Source organism: Pseudomonas sp. CBC3 (assembly GCF_037967085.1).
GTDB lineage: Bacteria > Pseudomonadota > Gammaproteobacteria > Pseudomonadales > Pseudomonadaceae > Stutzerimonas.
The window spans coordinates 323,520-338,947 of the sequence record NZ_JBANEO010000004.1; the positions used below are offsets into that span (position 1 = coordinate 323,520).

The 15,428-nt window shown below is 60.1% G+C and carries 13 protein-coding genes and 3 tRNA genes; 12 read left to right on the forward strand and 4 right to left on the reverse strand.

The window, feature by feature from the left end; translation table 11 throughout:
- Positions 1–21 precede the first annotated feature (21 nt).
- Positions 22–1,956: an alpha/beta hydrolase family protein gene (locus tag V6943_RS18220; RefSeq protein ID WP_340554954.1), complete on the forward strand. Its 1,935-nt coding sequence runs from the start codon at positions 22–24 to the stop codon at positions 1,954–1,956.
- Between the two features lie 12 nt (positions 1,957–1,968).
- Here V6943_RS18220 and V6943_RS18225 read toward each other — a convergent pair whose 3' ends face one another.
- Both V6943_RS18225 and V6943_RS18230 read right to left on the reverse strand, forming a co-directional pair.
- Entirely contained in the window at positions 1,969–2,295 is a 327-nt protein-coding gene (locus V6943_RS18225) for a YnfA family protein (RefSeq protein WP_340554955.1), read from the reverse strand.
- Positions 2,296–2,447: 152 nt separating this feature from the next.
- Entirely contained in the window at positions 2,448–3,179 is a 732-nt protein-coding gene (locus tag V6943_RS18230; protein WP_340555023.1) for a hypothetical protein, read from the reverse strand.
- A 219-nt stretch (positions 3,180–3,398) separates the two neighbouring features.
- Between V6943_RS18230 and gacA the strand changes: the two genes are divergently transcribed.
- From gacA to V6943_RS18270, 8 genes are all read left to right on the forward strand, one after another.
- Complete coding sequence (gacA, locus tag V6943_RS18235; protein WP_131648857.1) at positions 3,399–4,043, forward strand: response regulator transcription factor GacA; 645 nt, start codon at positions 3,399–3,401, stop codon at positions 4,041–4,043.
- Positions 4,043–5,863: an excinuclease ABC subunit UvrC gene (uvrC, locus tag V6943_RS18240; protein WP_371924032.1), complete on the forward strand. Its 1,821-nt coding sequence runs from the start codon at positions 4,043–4,045 to the stop codon at positions 5,861–5,863. Before gacA ends, uvrC begins: the two co-directional genes overlap by 1 nt.
- A gap of 34 nt (positions 5,864–5,897) precedes the next feature.
- Entirely contained in the window at positions 5,898–6,455 is a 558-nt protein-coding gene (pgsA, locus tag V6943_RS18245; RefSeq protein ID WP_131648855.1) for a CDP-diacylglycerol--glycerol-3-phosphate 3-phosphatidyltransferase, read from the forward strand.
- Between the two features lie 67 nt (positions 6,456–6,522).
- A tRNA-Gly gene (locus V6943_RS18250) sits at positions 6,523–6,598 on the forward strand.
- Between the two features lie 44 nt (positions 6,599–6,642).
- Positions 6,643–6,716: transfer RNA gene (locus V6943_RS18255), tRNA-Cys, on the forward strand.
- A gap of 288 nt (positions 6,717–7,004) precedes the next feature.
- A tRNA-Leu gene (locus V6943_RS18260) sits at positions 7,005–7,091 on the forward strand.
- A gap of 174 nt (positions 7,092–7,265) precedes the next feature.
- Positions 7,266–7,538: a hypothetical protein gene (locus V6943_RS18265; protein ID WP_340554956.1), complete on the forward strand. Its 273-nt coding sequence runs from the start codon at positions 7,266–7,268 to the stop codon at positions 7,536–7,538.
- 143 nt (positions 7,539–7,681) lie between these two features.
- Positions 7,682–7,954 (forward strand): hypothetical protein, encoded by a 273-nt coding sequence (locus V6943_RS18270; protein ID WP_340554957.1) that lies wholly within the window; start codon positions 7,682–7,684, stop codon positions 7,952–7,954.
- 55 nt (positions 7,955–8,009) lie between these two features.
- Here V6943_RS18270 and V6943_RS18275 read toward each other — a convergent pair whose 3' ends face one another.
- Complete coding sequence (locus V6943_RS18275; RefSeq protein ID WP_131648852.1) at positions 8,010–8,255, reverse strand: hypothetical protein; 246 nt, start codon at positions 8,253–8,255, stop codon at positions 8,010–8,012.
- 165 nt (positions 8,256–8,420) lie between these two features.
- On the opposite strand from V6943_RS18275, the gene V6943_RS18280 reads away from it, so the two are divergent.
- Positions 8,421–9,170 carry a FadR/GntR family transcriptional regulator gene (locus V6943_RS18280; protein WP_131648988.1) on the forward strand — a complete coding sequence of 250 codons (750 nt, stop codon included), beginning with the start codon at positions 8,421–8,423 and terminating at the stop codon, positions 9,168–9,170.
- 192 nt (positions 9,171–9,362) lie between these two features.
- Here V6943_RS18280 and murJ read toward each other — a convergent pair whose 3' ends face one another.
- Positions 9,363–10,829 (reverse strand): murein biosynthesis integral membrane protein MurJ, encoded by a 1,467-nt coding sequence (murJ, locus tag V6943_RS18285; RefSeq protein ID WP_340554958.1) that lies wholly within the window; start codon positions 10,827–10,829, stop codon positions 9,363–9,365.
- Between the two features lie 273 nt (positions 10,830–11,102).
- On the opposite strand from murJ, the gene V6943_RS18290 reads away from it, so the two are divergent.
- Both V6943_RS18290 and V6943_RS18295 read left to right on the forward strand, forming a co-directional pair.
- Positions 11,103–12,350, forward strand: a complete 1,248-nt coding sequence (locus V6943_RS18290) for an MdtA/MuxA family multidrug efflux RND transporter periplasmic adaptor subunit (RefSeq protein ID WP_340554959.1) — start codon at positions 11,103–11,105, stop codon at positions 12,348–12,350.
- On the forward strand, positions 12,347–15,427 hold the full coding sequence (locus V6943_RS18295) for an MdtB/MuxB family multidrug efflux RND transporter permease subunit (RefSeq protein ID WP_340554960.1): 3,081 nt from the start codon (positions 12,347–12,349) through the stop codon (positions 15,425–15,427). The genes V6943_RS18290 and V6943_RS18295 overlap by 4 nt, the downstream gene beginning before the upstream one ends.
- Position 15,428: the final 1 nt, after the last annotated feature.

Sequence of the window (15,428 nt, forward strand, 5' to 3'; positions counted from 1 at the left end):
CCGACCGGAGCCAACCGAACGATGAACAAAATCCCATACGGCTTCTGGCCCAGTGACTGGACTGCCGAGAAAGCCGCCTCGGCGAGCCGAGATTTCGCCGAGCTCAGGGCAGGGCACGGCGGGCTGTTTTGGATCGAGTATCAGCCAACGGATGCTCGCTGCACCCTTTGGTACTGGCGAGACGGGCGGGCTGTCTGTGTGACGCCGCCAGACGTATCGCTTCGCAGCCGGGTCTATGAATATGGTGGCGGAGCCTTCTGCCTGACGGATGCAGGCGTTGCGTTCGTCAATGAGAAGGATCAGCAGATCCATCTGCAGACCATCGCGGACGACGCACACGAGCCCCTTGCACTCACGCAGCAGCCCGATTGTCGCTACGGTGATCTGCAGTTCGATTCTCAGCATGCCGCCATCGTGGCGGTCGAGGAGGACCAGGCCGGCGAGCGCGTGGAGCATCGGCTGGTCAGTTTCTCGCTGAGTGCCGGCCAGCGCAGCGTTATCGCCGAAGGTGCAGACTTCTACTCGTCGCCAACGCTCGATGCCGAAGCCCGGCGCATGGCCTGGATCCAGTGGCAGCGCCCCGAGCAACCCTGGACCGCAACCAGCCTCTGGATGGCCGAGCGCGACACCGATGGCACATGGCAGACGCCGCAATGCCTGGCCGGACGCGAAGGTGATGAATCCCTGCAACAACCACGCTTTGCATCGGATGGCACGCTTTACTGCCTGAGCGACAAAGCAGGCTGGTGGCAGCCCTGGCGGGAGCAGGATGGCCGATTGGTCCCGGCGCTCACGTCTGCGAATGGCGAGTCCGGGCCTGATGCGGTTGGCCCGGCGCAGCTGGCATTCGACCATGCGCCCGCCCCGTGGCAGTTGGGCACAAATAGCTATTTGCCGCTTGCCGAAGGCGGCCTGCTACTGACGCGCATGGTCGACGGCTACGGCCTGCTGTTCGAGCGGGACGCCGGGGGCTGCGAGCGCCAACTGGCGATGGCATTCAGCCGGTGCCGGCAGCTGGCCGCCGATAATCGGAACTACTACTGCATCGCCGCAGCCGTCGATCGCGCGCCAGCGGTGCTGGCCATAGACCGGCGAACCGGCCAGGCCGACATCATCGTGGGTGGCGAGCAGCCGCTATCGACCGACGCGTTGTCGCATCCGCTGTCGTTCAGTTTCGTCACCGGGCGTGACGAAACTGCTCACGCATTCTTCTATCCGCCGCGCAATGCCAACTGCCGGAGCCTGGACGGCGAGCGCCCACCGCTGGTGATCTTCTTGCACGGCGGGCCGACGTCGGCCTGCTATCCGGTATTCGATCCGCGGATTCAATACTGGACCCAGCGAGGATTTGCCGTGGCCGATATCAACTACCGAGGCAGCAGCGGTTTCGGTCGCGCTTACCGGCAGCGGCTGCGTGGGCAATGGGGTGTTGTCGACGTGGAAGATGCACGCGCCGCCGTCAGTGCGCTGGCTGAGGACGGGCAGATCGATCCGGCCCGCGCCTTCATTCGCGGTTCGAGCGCCGGCGGCTTTACCTCGCTCCGCGCGCTGGCATCCGATGCCGGCTTCAGTGGTGGCGCCAGTCTTTATGGTGTCAGCGACCCGTTCGCGTTGCGGCGCGTCACGCACAAGTTCGAGGCGGACTATCTGGACTGGCTGATCGGCGATCCGCAGCGTCATGCCGAGCGTTACCGTCAGCGCGCCCCGCTGCACAATGCGGCGCAGATCAAGGTGCCGGTGATCTTCTTTCAGGGCGGGCAGGACTCGGTGGTGCTTCCCGAACAGACCGAATCAATGGTGGCGGCGCTTCGTCAGAGAAACATCCCGGTCGAGTACCGTCTTTATCCGCAAGAACATCATGGTTTCCGGCAGGCAAGCAATCTGGCGGATGCGCTGGAGCGTGAGTGCCGTTTCTATCAGGGGCTGCTTGCTAAGCGTGCGGCGGAGCGGCCGTAAGTCGGTTCTAGCTCAGGTCGCTCGCGGTGCGAACATGATGATTGCCATGCCGAGGAAGGCGACTGCACAGCCGAGCAAATCCCAATGAGTTGGCCGAACGCCATCCACCAGCCATAACCAGAGCAGCGCTACGCCCACATAAACGCCGCCGTACGCGGCATAAACCCGGCCCGCGGCGGTCGGGTGCAGTGTCAGCAGCCATGCAAAGAGTGCCAGCGACAACGCGGCGGGTATCAGGAGCCAGGCGCTTTTGCCGTGCTTGAGCCAGAGATAAGGCAGGTAGCAACCGACGATCTCGGCAACAGCTGTGACAGCAAATAGTGCGAAGGTTTTAAGCATGAAAGTCTCTTGGTGACCCGTTGCGTTGATCGAAGTCCTGGGGGAGTGCACCGCCCGAATCCGTGCTCAGCAGCATCAACCAGCCTGTGCCTTACGTGAGCGGCGTGGTTGTGATGGCTGAATCGAATGTCGAGTAGTCGTGGTGTCACGGGTCAGCTGACATTCTGAAATCCGAGCAACAACAGCGAATAACCGACCGAGCCGATGAGAAAGGCGCCGAAGCGGCTGTTGCGCTCTTCCGGCAGCTCCTCTTTGAGCACGTTCAATATGATCGAGCCACCAATAAATGCGGTCAGCGCCGAAACGGCCAGTTCTGAAACATCGGTCATGGCCCCGAAGCCCCACCCAGCCAGTGGCATCATCGCGAGTACCCAGCGGCCCCGGCGTTTGAACAGATCTTTGTGGTCGCTTTGCAGCGCGAAGTCATTGACCAGAAAGTGCATCCCCATCGCGACGCAGTAGAGCAGCAGCGAGTACGGTTTGTCATTCGCGCCATGCGTCAACAGGTAACCAATTAGCCCGTTATAGAGGGCGAAGGCAGCGATGTGCAGCCAGAACACCCCGGCATGGGACTCTTCATGTTCCTCCAGCTCGCTCCGGTGCTTCGTTATCAAGCGCTCCAAGCCATAAAAAGTGGCGAGGCCAAGCAATGACAGCAGATAGGCGTGATGCTCGAGATAATTGAGTAGCCAGATGTCGCTACCGTCTATCACTTCCTGACCTCGGGCCAGTTCCGGCAAGAGGTGAGCGAATACATATGCCACCGAAACGCCACCGGCCAACGAAAGCCAACGGCTACGAGGCAGATGGCCAAGTGCGCGCAGGCGCCCTGCGAGCAGGTGGACGGCAGCCAGGATGAGGGCTGCAATTAGACTTTCGAACAAAAAGCGGTACCGGTAACGAGAGCGATGTTGACCATAGATCGGACTGGTACGCCTGCCTATCCGTTCACGCAGAGTTCCTGACACTAGGCCAGAGGCGTGATGTCATCTGGCCATTTTGCGATGTATGGTCTGGGTAAGGCGGTGAGTTTTTGTTAAAGTCCGCCGCTTATGAAGCGAGCAGTCAGCCAGCTTTGAATTTGCACTGAAAGAGGTGTCTGCTTGATTAGGGTGCTGGTGGTCGATGACCACGATCTAGTACGCACAGGCATTTCCCGAATGCTCGCCGATATCGATGGCCTGCAGGTGATTGGGCAGGCTGAATCGGGCGAGGCGGCGATCAAGAAGTCGCGTGAACTCAAGCCGGATGTCGTCCTGATGGACGTCAAGATGCCGGGCATCGGCGGCCTCGAAGCCACCCGTAAGCTCCTGCGCAGCCATCCTGATATCAAGGTCATCGCTGTCACCATTTGCGAAGAAGATCCCTTCCCGACGCGATTGCTGCAGGCAGGTGCCGCCGGGTATCTGACCAAGGGCGCGGCGCTCGATGAGATGATTCAGGCGATCCGCATGGTTTTTGCGGGTCAGCGCTACATCAGCCCGCAGATCGCCCAGCAGCTGGCGCTCAAGTCATTCCAGCCCAAGGTCAACGGCTCACCTTTCGATCTTCTCTCCGAGCGCGAAATCCAGATCGCCCTGATGATCGCGAACTGCCAGAAGGTTCAGGCCATCTCTGACAAGCTGTGCCTGTCGCCGAAAACCGTCAACACCTATCGTTACCGTATCTACGAGAAGCTTTCGATTACTAGTGACGTCGAGCTGGCGCTGCTCGCTGTCCGTCACGGCATGGTCGACACCATCAATTGATGAGCGGCTTCGATTCCTCCGCATTTTTGGCTTCGTGCAGCGGGCGTCCCGGCGTCTACCGAATGTTCGATGCTGACGCCAAGCTGCTTTATGTAGGCAAGGCGAAGAATCTGAAGAAGCGCCTGGCGAGCTATTTCCGCAAGACTGGGCAGGCGCCGAAAACAGCCGCGCTGGTGGCCAAAATTGCCCAGATCGAAACCACGATCACGGCGAACGAAACCGAAGCGCTGTTGCTCGAACAGACTCTGATCAAACAGTGGCGCCCGCCGTACAACATCCTGCTGCGCGACGATAAGTCCTACCCCTATGTATTTCTTTCGAGCGGGGACTTCCCCCGTCTCAGCATCCACAGAGGTGCGAAGAAGGAGCCGGGACGTTATTTCGGCCCGTACCCCAGCGCCGGTGCGATTCGCGAAAGTCTGAGCTTGCTGCAGAAGGCGTTCTTTGTGCGTCAATGCGAAGACAGCTATTACCGCAACCGCACCCGACCCTGTCTGCAGTATCAGATCAAGCGCTGCAAGGCGCCCTGCGTGAATCTGGTCGACCCGGAAGAATATGCCGATGACGTCCGGCATTCCGTGATGTTTCTGGAGGGGCGCAGCAATGCGCTGGCCGAGGAACTGTCGAAAAACATGGAAAAAGCGGCGATGGCGCTTGATTTCGAGCGCGCCGCGGAAATCCGCGACCAGATCGGCATCCTGCGTCGCGTGCAGGATCAGCAGAGCATGGAAGGCGGTAGTGGCAACGTCGACATTGTTGCGGCGGTCGTAAGCCCAGGCGGTGCCTGCGTGCACCTGATTAGCGTACGTGGCGGACGAGTACTGGGCAGTAAGAATTTCTTTCCACAGGTCGCCATTGAAGAGAGCGTCAGTGAGGTCTTGCAGGCCTTTCTCGAACAGTATTACCTCGGCTCCATGGAGCGCGATTTACCGTCGGAGCTGATCGTCAATACGGTCCATGAAGACTTCGATACGCTGATTAACGCGATTTCAGAGCTGCGTGATGTGGAGCTAACCATCAGCCACCGTGTTCGCGGCACGCGCGCACGCTGGCAACAGCTGGCGCTGACCAACGCCGAGCAGGCGCTGGGTGCGCGCTTGGCGAATCGTCAGCATCTGGCTGCACGGTTCCAGGCCCTGGCCGAGGCGTTGGATCTCGAGGAGCCGCCGACACGGCTGGAGTGCTTCGATATCAGCCACTCCAGCGGCGAAGCGACCGTCGCGTCCTGTGTAGTGTTCGGTCCGGAAGGGCCGCTGAAGTCCGATTACCGCCGTTACAACATCGAAGGCGTTACCGCGGGCGATGACTATGCGGCGATGCACCAGGCGCTCTCTCGCCGGTTCAAGAAGGCCGTCGAGGGGGAGGGAAAGCTGCCTGACATATTGCTGGTTGACGGTGGCAAAGGGCAGCTCAACATGGCCCGCGAGGTGCTGCAGGAGCTCGCCGTGCCGGAGCTGATCCTGCTGGGCGTGGCTAAGGGTGTTACCCGGAAGCCGGGTCTGGAAACGCTGTATCTCAACGACGCAGCCCATGAATTCACCTTGCCAGGCGACTCCCCGGCACTGCACCTGATTCAGCAGGTTCGCGACGAGGCCCACCGTTTCGCCATTACAGGCCACCGCGCACGGCGTGGAAAAGCACGAATGACTTCTACGCTTGAAGGTGTGGCAGGGATCGGGCCGAAGCGCCGCCGCGAACTGCTGAAGCACTTTGGAGGTCTTCAGGAACTCAGCCGCGCCAGTCTCGATGAAATCGCCAAGGCGCCCGGTATCAGTAAAAAGCTTGCCGAGTCGATTTATGCCGCTCTGCACAGTGAGTAGAATCACCCTCTAAATCCGCGGATCAGTGGTATCGATGAACATTCCAAATATTCTCACCGTGCTGCGTGTGCTGCTGATACCCATCATCATCCTGCTGTTCTATCTCCCATTTCAGTGGAGTTATCTGGCGTCGAGCGCAGTGTTTGCCATCGCAGCGGTAACCGATTGGCTGGACGGTTATCTCGCTCGCAAGCTCAAGCAGAGCACTCCCTTCGGTGCTTTCCTCGATCCGGTCGCAGACAAGCTGATGGTGGCGGTAGCCCTGGTGCTACTGGTCGAAGAGCATTCCAACCTCTGGCTGACCTTGCCGGCGGCCATCATCATCGGCCGGGAGATCGTGGTATCAGCCCTGCGAGAGTGGATGGCCGAGTTGGGTGCGCGAGCGCAGGTAGCCGTATCCAACCTGGGCAAGTGGAAAACTGCGGCTCAGATGGTTGCGCTCATCATCCTGCTGGCCAACCCGCCACTGGCGACCATCTGGGTCGGGCTTGGCTACGCATTGCTGATCGTCGCCGCCGCTCTGACGTTGTGGTCGATGGTCAATTACCTGATGGCCGCCTGGCCTCATCTCAGCCCTACGGAAAAGAAATAAAACTTTTTAATCAAAGGCTTGACGCGGCGTGCTGAAACTATAAAATGGCGCCCGTCATCAAGACGACGCGGGAATAGCTCAGTTGGTAGAGCACGACCTTGCCAAGGTCGGGGTCGCGAGTTCGAGTCTCGTTTCCCGCTCCAATTTGTTGACGATGGCGCCGCAGTATGCGGCGTCTTCGTTTTGAGGCCGGTTGGCAGAGTGGTTATGCAGCGGATTGCAAATCCGTGTACGCCGGTTCGATTCCGACATCGGCCTCCATTAATAAAGAAACCGTAAGCGCAAGCTTGCGGTTTTTTTATGTCTGCGATTCAGCGTGGACGCTAGGTAACTACTCGCCACCGATAGAACATTGCCTGCTCCACGAGGCTTCGACTAGAGCGGCCACGACATACGGATGTCCGAGTCAGGATCAGCAAGGAATATCTGCGCTGAAGAGATACGCCAATCAGTGTCTGGAAACTGGTGTGGTCGAGCGCCGTTCGGGTTGCACCTGGGCGGGGGGCTGGTTATAGTCCTGCGCCGCGATCACGCATCGCGCTCCGTCCCGCCCGGATGGCGAAACTGGTAGACGCAAGGGACTTAAAATCCCTCATCCGAAAGGGTATGCGGGTTCGATTCCCGCTCCGGGCACCATGGACGTGGTTAGCACGATGTGCACGCTGATAGAAACCGGCCTTTGCAGCCGGTTTTTCCGTTTCTGCGGTCCGCTGAATGCTCGCGGGCTGCAGTGACCAACGGCACCTATCTGCTTGAACGCAGAAGCCCATCAATCCTCTTATCTGTACAGAACAACAGCAGAGGTGAGTGATGAGCGTCGATAGTCAAGATCAGCAACCGCTGAACGAACCCCGTACGAATGCCCAGGCCGAGGGCGACGATGGCATGGTGATTCCTGGTTCTGCGCCACCGTTGAGTCCCGGGCGCACCGATGTGAATCCGGATAACCAGGCGGGCGTCGACGAGCTGCCAGGAAATGAACTGGAAACTCCGCGGGATAGGTCGGATGTCCCCATCGAACGCGAGACACCTGATATCGACGTTGACAATGCCGAGATGGATGACGCACCTGACCCACGCTAGCGTCAGTGCCCGATGCAACGAAAAACCCGCAAGGATCGCTGTACTTGTCCCGAGCCGCGTCTGACGGTAGCAGCCAATGAGGCCCGCCGAGCCGCAGGTGCCGGGCGGCCAGTCTCGCTCAACCACATCGAGCCGAATTATCAATGAATAGCCTAAGCAGGCAACGCGCCGTTATCCTCGCTCCGGCGGTCTTGCTGATCGGCTGCAGCGCCATTGAAACCGTGTCCCCGGCAGACGGCACCGACGAATATGTATTCACTTGCACCAAGGTTGCGGGACAACCGGGCTGCGCGACGCGTGCGCGCGAGGTCTGCCCGGAGGGCTACGAAACCCTGAGCAGAGAAGAAAACTTCGATCGCAAGGAACTACGGGTTCGCTGCACCGGCGAGGGCGGCGAGGGCGGCGAGGAGATCTGACAGCCGCACCGAACAGCCGCCGATGTGGCAGATGCTCGGTGGTGAAGACGGAGGGCTATTCTGCTATGCCGAGCAAATCCTGGGCCTCTCCCAGCACCTCGAGCGATTGTTCATGCTCACCAGCCTTATGCAGCGCCTCTCCTTCGGCGCGCAGCTCTTTGACTCGGGTCAGAGTAGCGGGGTCGCTTGGCGGATTTGTTTTCAGGTGCTCGTCGATCTTTGCCATGTCCATCGGGCAATGCATTGCCCAAAGGGGCATGCTGACGACGGCGGCTGCGATGGAGAGAATGATGCGGCGCATGGTGTCGATCTCCTTAGAGGGGGCTTCATCAGTATAGGAGCCGCCTGGGAGCGGTGCGGTTTTCAGATATAAGGTTGGGACAGAGAATTAGGGTCGCCGCATAGTTATCGTACAACTACTGGGCTATGATACGGCTTACTTCGCTTCAAAGAGATCGATGTGTCCATGGAAAACCAGAGCATCCAGCCACGCGTTCGCCGAAAGCATCGCAGCCTTGCACAGGAGTTGGTGACCGAATTGTCCCAACAGATACGCGATGGCGTTATCAAGCGTGGAGACAAGCTGCCTACCGAATCTGCAATCATGCAGGCGCAGGGGGTGAGCAGGACGGTGGTGCGGGAAGCGATTTCACGATTGCAGGCGTCCGGACTGGTGGAAACTCGCCATGGCATAGGTACTTTCGTGCTCGACACGCCGAGTACGACTGGGCTGCGCATCGATCCGGCGACCATCGGCACGCTGCGTGACGTGCTTTCGATCTTGGAGCTGCGTATCAGCCTGGAGGTCGAGTCGGCAGGATTGGCGGCGACACGCCGAACACCGGAGCAGCTGGCGGCGATGCGGGCGTTTCTGGATTCGCTGCAGCAGAGTGCAGCGCTTTCCAGCGAAGCCGCCGTGTCGGACTTTCAGTTCCATCTGCAGATTGCCGAGGCGACCGGTAATCGTTATTTCACCGACATCATGAATCACCTGGGTACGGCGATCATCCCACGCAGTCGCCTCAACTCGGCACGCCTGGCTCACGATGACCAGCCGCACTATCAACAGCGCCTCGGTCGCGAGCATGAGCAGATCTACGACGCCATCGCGCGCCAGGATGCTGAATCCGCCCGCGCCGCGATGCGTCTGCACCTCACGAACAGTCGCGAGCGTTTGCGCCAGGCGCACGAGGAAGCTGAGACCGAGCCCAACTGAGAGGTTTCGCTGCTGTTTCTGGTAGCTCCGGAACGGTTCCTACAGGGGCTTCGTTCGAGCGGGCGGGCTCCAGATCAGCTCCTGGCTTCGCCACTCACCAAAATCAGGGTGTTGCTCATGAGCAACACCCTGATCCTCCCGCTGAAGCTCATTCCTGCCTGGCTACTCCCTGCTGGAGCGAAGCCGATACCGTCAGGCCTTCTTCATCGACCAGTAGCTTGGCCTGAACAGGTCCCGTTCACCGAGCAACACCACGCCCGCCGCGAAGGCACACAGCATCAACGCGATGTACAGGCACAACTGGAGCAATCCGTGCGGCGTGGGTAGCCAGTGCAGTAGAGCCGCAACGGTAACGCCTGTGGTGATCCAACGTAGGAGTACGCTCGGAGCCAGGCCTGTCGGCGATGCACGATAAACATATAGCCCCATGAACAGCGCCTGCAGTGCCGCTCCGCTGGAAAAAGCGAACGCCAGGCCTTCAGCACCGTATGGGCCGTAGAGCAGCGCATCGAGGCTGATGGTGAGCGCAGAGCTGACAAGCGTGATCACCAGAAACAGCCGTGACTGATGCTGAGCAAGCAGGGTGCGGCCCCATAACAGCGCCAGTCCCATCGCCGGCAGGCCAAGTGAATAGAGAACCACCAGCGATGCAGTGGCATCTGTTTGCGCAGCGCCGAATTGGCCTCGCTCCAGTAGCACCGACACCACGGGCTGCGGAAATGAGCAGAGCACCACCGTGGCCGGGACCAGGAAGAGCAGAGTGGCCAACAACCCTTTGCGTATCACTGCGGCGTGGCCAATGTAATCACCGTCATTCCAGCTCGAGACGAAGCGGGGGAACAGCACCGATAGCACTGACAACGCGTAGAGCGTAAGCGGGATGGTGACGATGCGGAATGCAAAAGACAGCATGGTGATGCTGCCTTCGTCGAGATAGGAGGCGAACATCCGTTCGGCAAGAATGCAGCCTTGTTGTGCCCCAGCGGCTAGCAGGACCGGCGCGAAGGCCAGGCCGAAGCTACCGCGGTGCCCCTCCGTTTCAACGCTTTCACTTCCACGCAGATAGACAATCCGCCTGTGCTGCAGCCAGATCAGCGCAAGCTGCGGCAGCAGCATGCCGATGAAGATCACCATCCCGGTGGGCTGGAACAGCAGAATTCCGATGATCGCACCGGCGTTGAGCAACACCGTGCGCGTCATTGGCAGAATGAAGATCTCATCCATGTTGAGGAGTGCGCCCTGGCAATACAGAACGGCCTGAACGGCAATCAGCGCTGCACCTACACAGAACACGATCTGGCCGGTGGCTACCTGAGCATCGGACCAACCGGGCGCCAGGAGATTGAGGATCCAGTAGCTGCCTGCGATGGCGACGGCACTTACCGCCGCCCCCATTCCCATCACGCGCCAATAGAGCCAGCGGCTGACGGTCTCGAACAGGGCTTGGGATTGACTGCGCAACTTCTGTAAGTACGGGATCATGGCGTCGCGAAGGGCGAGGCCGAGGAAGTTCTCGAAGAACATCGGCAGGATCAGCGCAACGAAAATCAGGTCGGCTTCCCAGCTCAGGCCGAAGGCCTTGGCGATGAACAGGTCGCGCAGAAAACCGAGAAGAAAGCTGGCGACAGTCAACGCCAGGATTACCAGTGATGCGTTCATTCCTTGATCCTGTGCAGGCCATTATCGGACGGCCTGATGAATAGCGGCATATCGCACCAGATGCGATGAATCGACAGAAGCCAGGTTCGCCAGCTGTCGAGTGAACGGTACATAGACTGGATGGCTCAAACATGGTTCCTGAGGCTGAAACGCACGCTTCGAAAGCCATGTTTGGCATCGACAAGCTCGGTTACGTAAAAATGCCGTAAATCCGCTTTCCCAGCGGGGCTCGACTGCTTATGGTTCACCCTCATTTCCAGGCGAACCCAGTTCATGTCCGAGGCAAACACTTCTCGCGCCGGCGCCTTGCAGCGCTGGCTGATCATTGGCGTCGTGGTCATCGCTATTGCGCTCCTGCTTTGGTGGCTATGGCCTAGCGCAGCGGAACAACCCCAACAGCAGCGAGCCGGTGGTCGTCCGGCATTCGGAGCGTTCGGCGGGCCAACGCCGGTGCGGGTTGCTCCGGTCGAGCAGGGGCGATTCGAGGTGTATTCCAAGGCGCTCGGCACTGTCACACCGTTGAACACGGTAAACGTACGCAGCCGTGTGGCAGGAGAACTCGTTGAGGTGCGCTTCGAGGAGGGCCAGCGCGTCAAGGCTGGCGATCTGCTCGCGATCATCGATCCGCGCCCCTACGAGGTGGCGTTACAGCAGGCGGAAGGCACTTTGCAGCAGAACCGCGCATTGCTGCAAAACGCGCAAGTCGATCTCAAGCGTTATCGGGGATTGTTTGCCGACGACAGCATCGCCAAGCAGACGCTCGACACCCAGCAGGCGCTGGTCAACCAGTACCAGGGAACACTTGCGGCCAACCAGGCAGCGGTCAATGAGGCCAAGCTGAACCTGCAATTCACTCAGATTCACGCGCCGATCGATGGTCGCGTCGGCCTGCGACAGCTGGATCAGGGCAACCTCGTCGCGGCCAACGACACCACGCCGCTGGTCGTCATCACCCAGACCCAGCCGATGGCCATCAGCTTCACGTTGCCTGAAGGCGAGTTGCCGCCCGTCATCAGCCGTTTCCGTCGCGGTGACGAATTGTCGGTTCAGGCGTGGGACCGCAGCGAACGAGTCCTCTTCGGCGAAGGCGTACTGGAGAGCGTCGATAACCTGATCGACACGACCACCGGCACCCTGAAGATGAAAGCCCGCTTCGACAACGAAGCCGAGCTGCTGATACCCAACCAGTTCGTCAATATCCGCTTGCGCGTGGAAACGTTGGAGGATGCCGTCCTGATCCCCTCCGCGGCGCTTCAGTTCGGCTCGCGCGGAAACTTCGCCTATGTGGTCGGCGACGATTCGAAGGTCGAGCTGCGTGTCCTCGAAGTAGGGCCGAGCAATGGTGAGCATACCGTCATCACCAAGGGCCTGAGCGTGGGTGAGCGCATCGTCATGGAGGGCACTGACCGCCTGCGTGATGGCAGCGAAGTGGAAGTGGTGGATCGCCAGAAGCTCGCTGAAGAAGCGGCCGAAAATCCCAAGGTCGACCCACAGAATGCCAAGGAGCGCCCGGCGCGATGAACATCTCGCGGCTGTTCATCCTGCGGCCGGTGGCGACCACGCTGACGATGATCGCGATTCTTTTGGCCGGCCTGATCGCCTATCGCATGCTGCCCGTATCGGCGCTGCCACAGGTGGACTATCCAACCATCCGGGTCATGACGCTGTATCCCGGTGCCAGTCCCGAGGTCATGACCAGCGCCGTAACCGCGCCGCTGGAGCGCCAGTTCGGTCAGATGCCGGGACTGACCCAGATGTCCTCGACCAGCTCGGGCGGGGCATCGGTGATCACGCTGCGTTTCTCCCTCGAAGTCGAGCTGGACGTGGCCGAGCAGGAAGTTCAGGCAGCTATCAATGCCGCAAGCAATCTGCTGCCCAACGATCTCCCGGCGCCGCCGGTATACAACAAAGTCAATCCGGCTGACACGCCGGTGATGACCTTGGCGGTGACGTCGGAAAGTCTGGCGCTACCGGAACTGCATGATCTGGTCGATACGCGCATGGCGCAAAAGCTGGCGCAGATCAGCGGCGTGGGCATGGTCAGCATCGCCGGCGGTCAGCGCCCTGCGGTACGCATTCGGGTCAACCCCGAAGCGCTCGCATCGTACGGATTGTCGCTCGCCGACGTTCGTTCGCTGGTGACCAGCTCCAACGTCAACCAGCCCAAAGGCAATTTCGACGGCCCAACCCGGGTATCGATGCTCGACGCCAACGATCAACTGAAAACGCCGGAGGAATACGCCGAACTCATTCTGGCGTACGAAGACGGCGCAACGCTGCGCTTGAAGGATGTCGCCGATATCATCGATGGCGCCGAGAACGAACGCCTCGCCGCGTGGGCCAACGAAACCCAGGCCGTGCTACTGAACATCCAGCGCCAACCCGGCGCTAACGTGATCGATGTGGTCGAGCGTATCCAAGCGTTGCTACCTGAAGTCACCGCCAGCATGCCGGCCGGACTCGACGTGGTGGTGCTCACCGACCGTACGCAAACCATCCGTGCCGCCATCACCGACGTGCAGCATGAGCTGCTGATGGCTACGGTCCTCGTGGTCATGGTCACGTTCGTATTTCTCAAGCGACTGTCGGCGACGATCATTCCATCGATTGCCGTGCCGCTGTCGCTGGTGGGCACCTTTGCAATCATGCATCTCGCCGGCTTCTCCCTGAATAACCTGACGCTGATGGCGCTGACCATCGCCACCGGCTTCGTCGTGGACGATGCCATCGTCATGCTCGAAAACATTGCCCGCCATGTGGAGGAGGGCGAGACGCCGCTTCAGGCAGCGCTCAAAGGGGCCAAGCAGATCGGGTTTACCCTGATTTCGCTGACATTGTCCCTGATCGCCGTGCTCATTCCGCTGCTGTTCATGCAAGACGTGGTAGGACGCCTGTTCCGCGAGTTCGCGATCACCCTGGCGGTCGCCATCCTGATCTCGCTCGTGGTGTCCCTGACGTTGACGCCAATGATGTGCGCCAAGCTGCTCAAACCGGCCACCGTGGATGAAGCCAAGCCGGACTGGGTCGAGCGGCTCATCAGCGGCTACTCGCGCTGGCTGACCTGGGTGTTGGGGCACCAGACACTGACCCTGCTGGTTGCCGTGTTGACCTTGGGATTGACAGTGGTGCTTTACCTGGCCGTACCGAAAGGCTTCTTTCCGGTGCAGGACACTGGTGTGATTCAGGGCATCAGCGAAGCGCCGCAATCGATTTCCTTCCGTGCCATGAGCGAACGCCAGCAATCGCTTGCGCGAGTGATTCTGGACGATCCGGCGGTGGAGAGCCTGTCGTCCTATATCGGCGTGGACGGTGACAACGTCACCCTCAATAGCGGTCGTTTGCTGATCAACCTCAAACCCCACGGTGAGCGAGACGTCACGGCCAGCCAGGTCATCGATCGGCTACGACCGGAACTGGCGAAGCTGCCGGGTATCGATTTGTATATGCAGCCGGTGCAGGATCTGTCGATCGAAGATCGTGTCAGCCGTACGCAGTTCCAGTTCAGCCTCGAATCGCCGGATGGCGAGCTGCTGCAGGAATGGACGCCGCGATTGGTCGAGGCGTTACGCGAGCGCCCGGAGCTGACCGATATCGCCAGTGACCTGCAGAGCAACGGCCTGCAGATCTACTTGGATATCGACCGCGATGCCGCAGCCCGTCTGGGAATCGAGGTTTCGGACATCACCGACGCACTGTATGACGCCTTCGGTCAGCGGCAGATTTCGACGATCTTCACTCAGGCCAGCCAGTACCGCGTGGTATTGGAAGCCGAGTCGGGCAGCCGTCTTGGCGCACAGGCGCTGGAGGAGCTGTTCGTGCAGAGCGAGGGCGGCACGCCGGTGCGGCTGTCGAGCTTGGCGACGCTGGAACAGCGTAATGCGCCGCTGCTGATCAACCATATCGGTCAGTTCCCTGCAGTCACTTTGTCGTTCAACCTGGCCGATGGCATCTCATTGGGCGAAGCGGTGGAGGTGATCGAAGGCGTCGAGGCCGAAATCGGCCTGCCCGCTGGCATTCAGAGCCGTTTCCAGGGCGCTGCTGAGGCTTTCCAGGCTTCGCTGTCGAGCACGCTGCTGCTGATTCTCGCCGCAGTGGTGACCATGTATATCGTGTTGGGCGTGCTCTATGAGAGCTATATCCATCCGATCACCATTCTCTCGACGTTACCGTCGGCAGCCGTCGGCGCCTTGCTCGCGCTGTTGTTGACTGGCAACGACCTGGGACTGATCGCGATCATCGGCATCATCCTGCTGATCGGCATCGTCAAGAAGAACGCGATCATGATGATCGACTTCGCGCTGGAGGCCGAACGTCAGCAGGGCATGAGCCCGCAGGATGCAATCTACCGGGCCGCGCTGCTGCGTTTCCGTCCGATCCTGATGACCACACTAGCCGCATTGTTCGGCGCAGTACCACTGATGCTCGCCTCTGGTTCCGGTGCCGAGCTGCGTCAGCCGCTGGGCCTGGTGCTGGTTGGTGGTCTGCTGCTGAGCCAGTTGTTGACGCTGTTCACCACGCCGGTGATCTATCTATTCTTCGATCGGTTGGGTCAGCGGTTTGCTCGTAAGGATGCGGCTGGGCAGGAGGCTCGCGTATGAG

What these genes read in the sequence shown, in the direction of transcription:
- V6943_RS18290 (WP_340554959.1), top strand. Translation starts at nt 11,103, where the DNA reads ATGTCCGAGGCAAACACTTCTCGCGCCGGCGCCTTGCAGCGCTGGCTG.
- murJ (WP_340554958.1), bottom strand. Translation starts at nt 10,829, where the DNA reads ATGAACGCATCACTGGTAATCCTGGCGTTGACTGTCGCCAGCTTTCTT.
- V6943_RS18220 (WP_340554954.1), top strand. Translation starts at nt 22, where the DNA reads ATGAACAAAATCCCATACGGCTTCTGGCCCAGTGACTGGACTGCCGAG.
- V6943_RS18275 (WP_131648852.1), bottom strand. Translation starts at nt 8,255, where the DNA reads ATGCGCCGCATCATTCTCTCCATCGCAGCCGCCGTCGTCAGCATGCCC.
- pgsA (WP_131648855.1), top strand. Translation starts at nt 5,898, where the DNA reads ATGAACATTCCAAATATTCTCACCGTGCTGCGTGTGCTGCTGATACCC.
- V6943_RS18295 (WP_340554960.1), top strand. Translation starts at nt 12,347, where the DNA reads ATGAACATCTCGCGGCTGTTCATCCTGCGGCCGGTGGCGACCACGCTG.
- V6943_RS18280 (WP_131648988.1), top strand. Translation starts at nt 8,421, where the DNA reads ATGGAAAACCAGAGCATCCAGCCACGCGTTCGCCGAAAGCATCGCAGC.
- V6943_RS18265 (WP_340554956.1), top strand. Translation starts at nt 7,266, where the DNA reads ATGAGCGTCGATAGTCAAGATCAGCAACCGCTGAACGAACCCCGTACG.
- V6943_RS18270 (WP_340554957.1), top strand. Translation starts at nt 7,682, where the DNA reads ATGAATAGCCTAAGCAGGCAACGCGCCGTTATCCTCGCTCCGGCGGTC.
- uvrC (WP_371924032.1), top strand. Translation starts at nt 4,043, where the DNA reads ATGAGCGGCTTCGATTCCTCCGCATTTTTGGCTTCGTGCAGCGGGCGT.
- V6943_RS18225 (WP_340554955.1), bottom strand. Translation starts at nt 2,295, where the DNA reads ATGCTTAAAACCTTCGCACTATTTGCTGTCACAGCTGTTGCCGAGATC.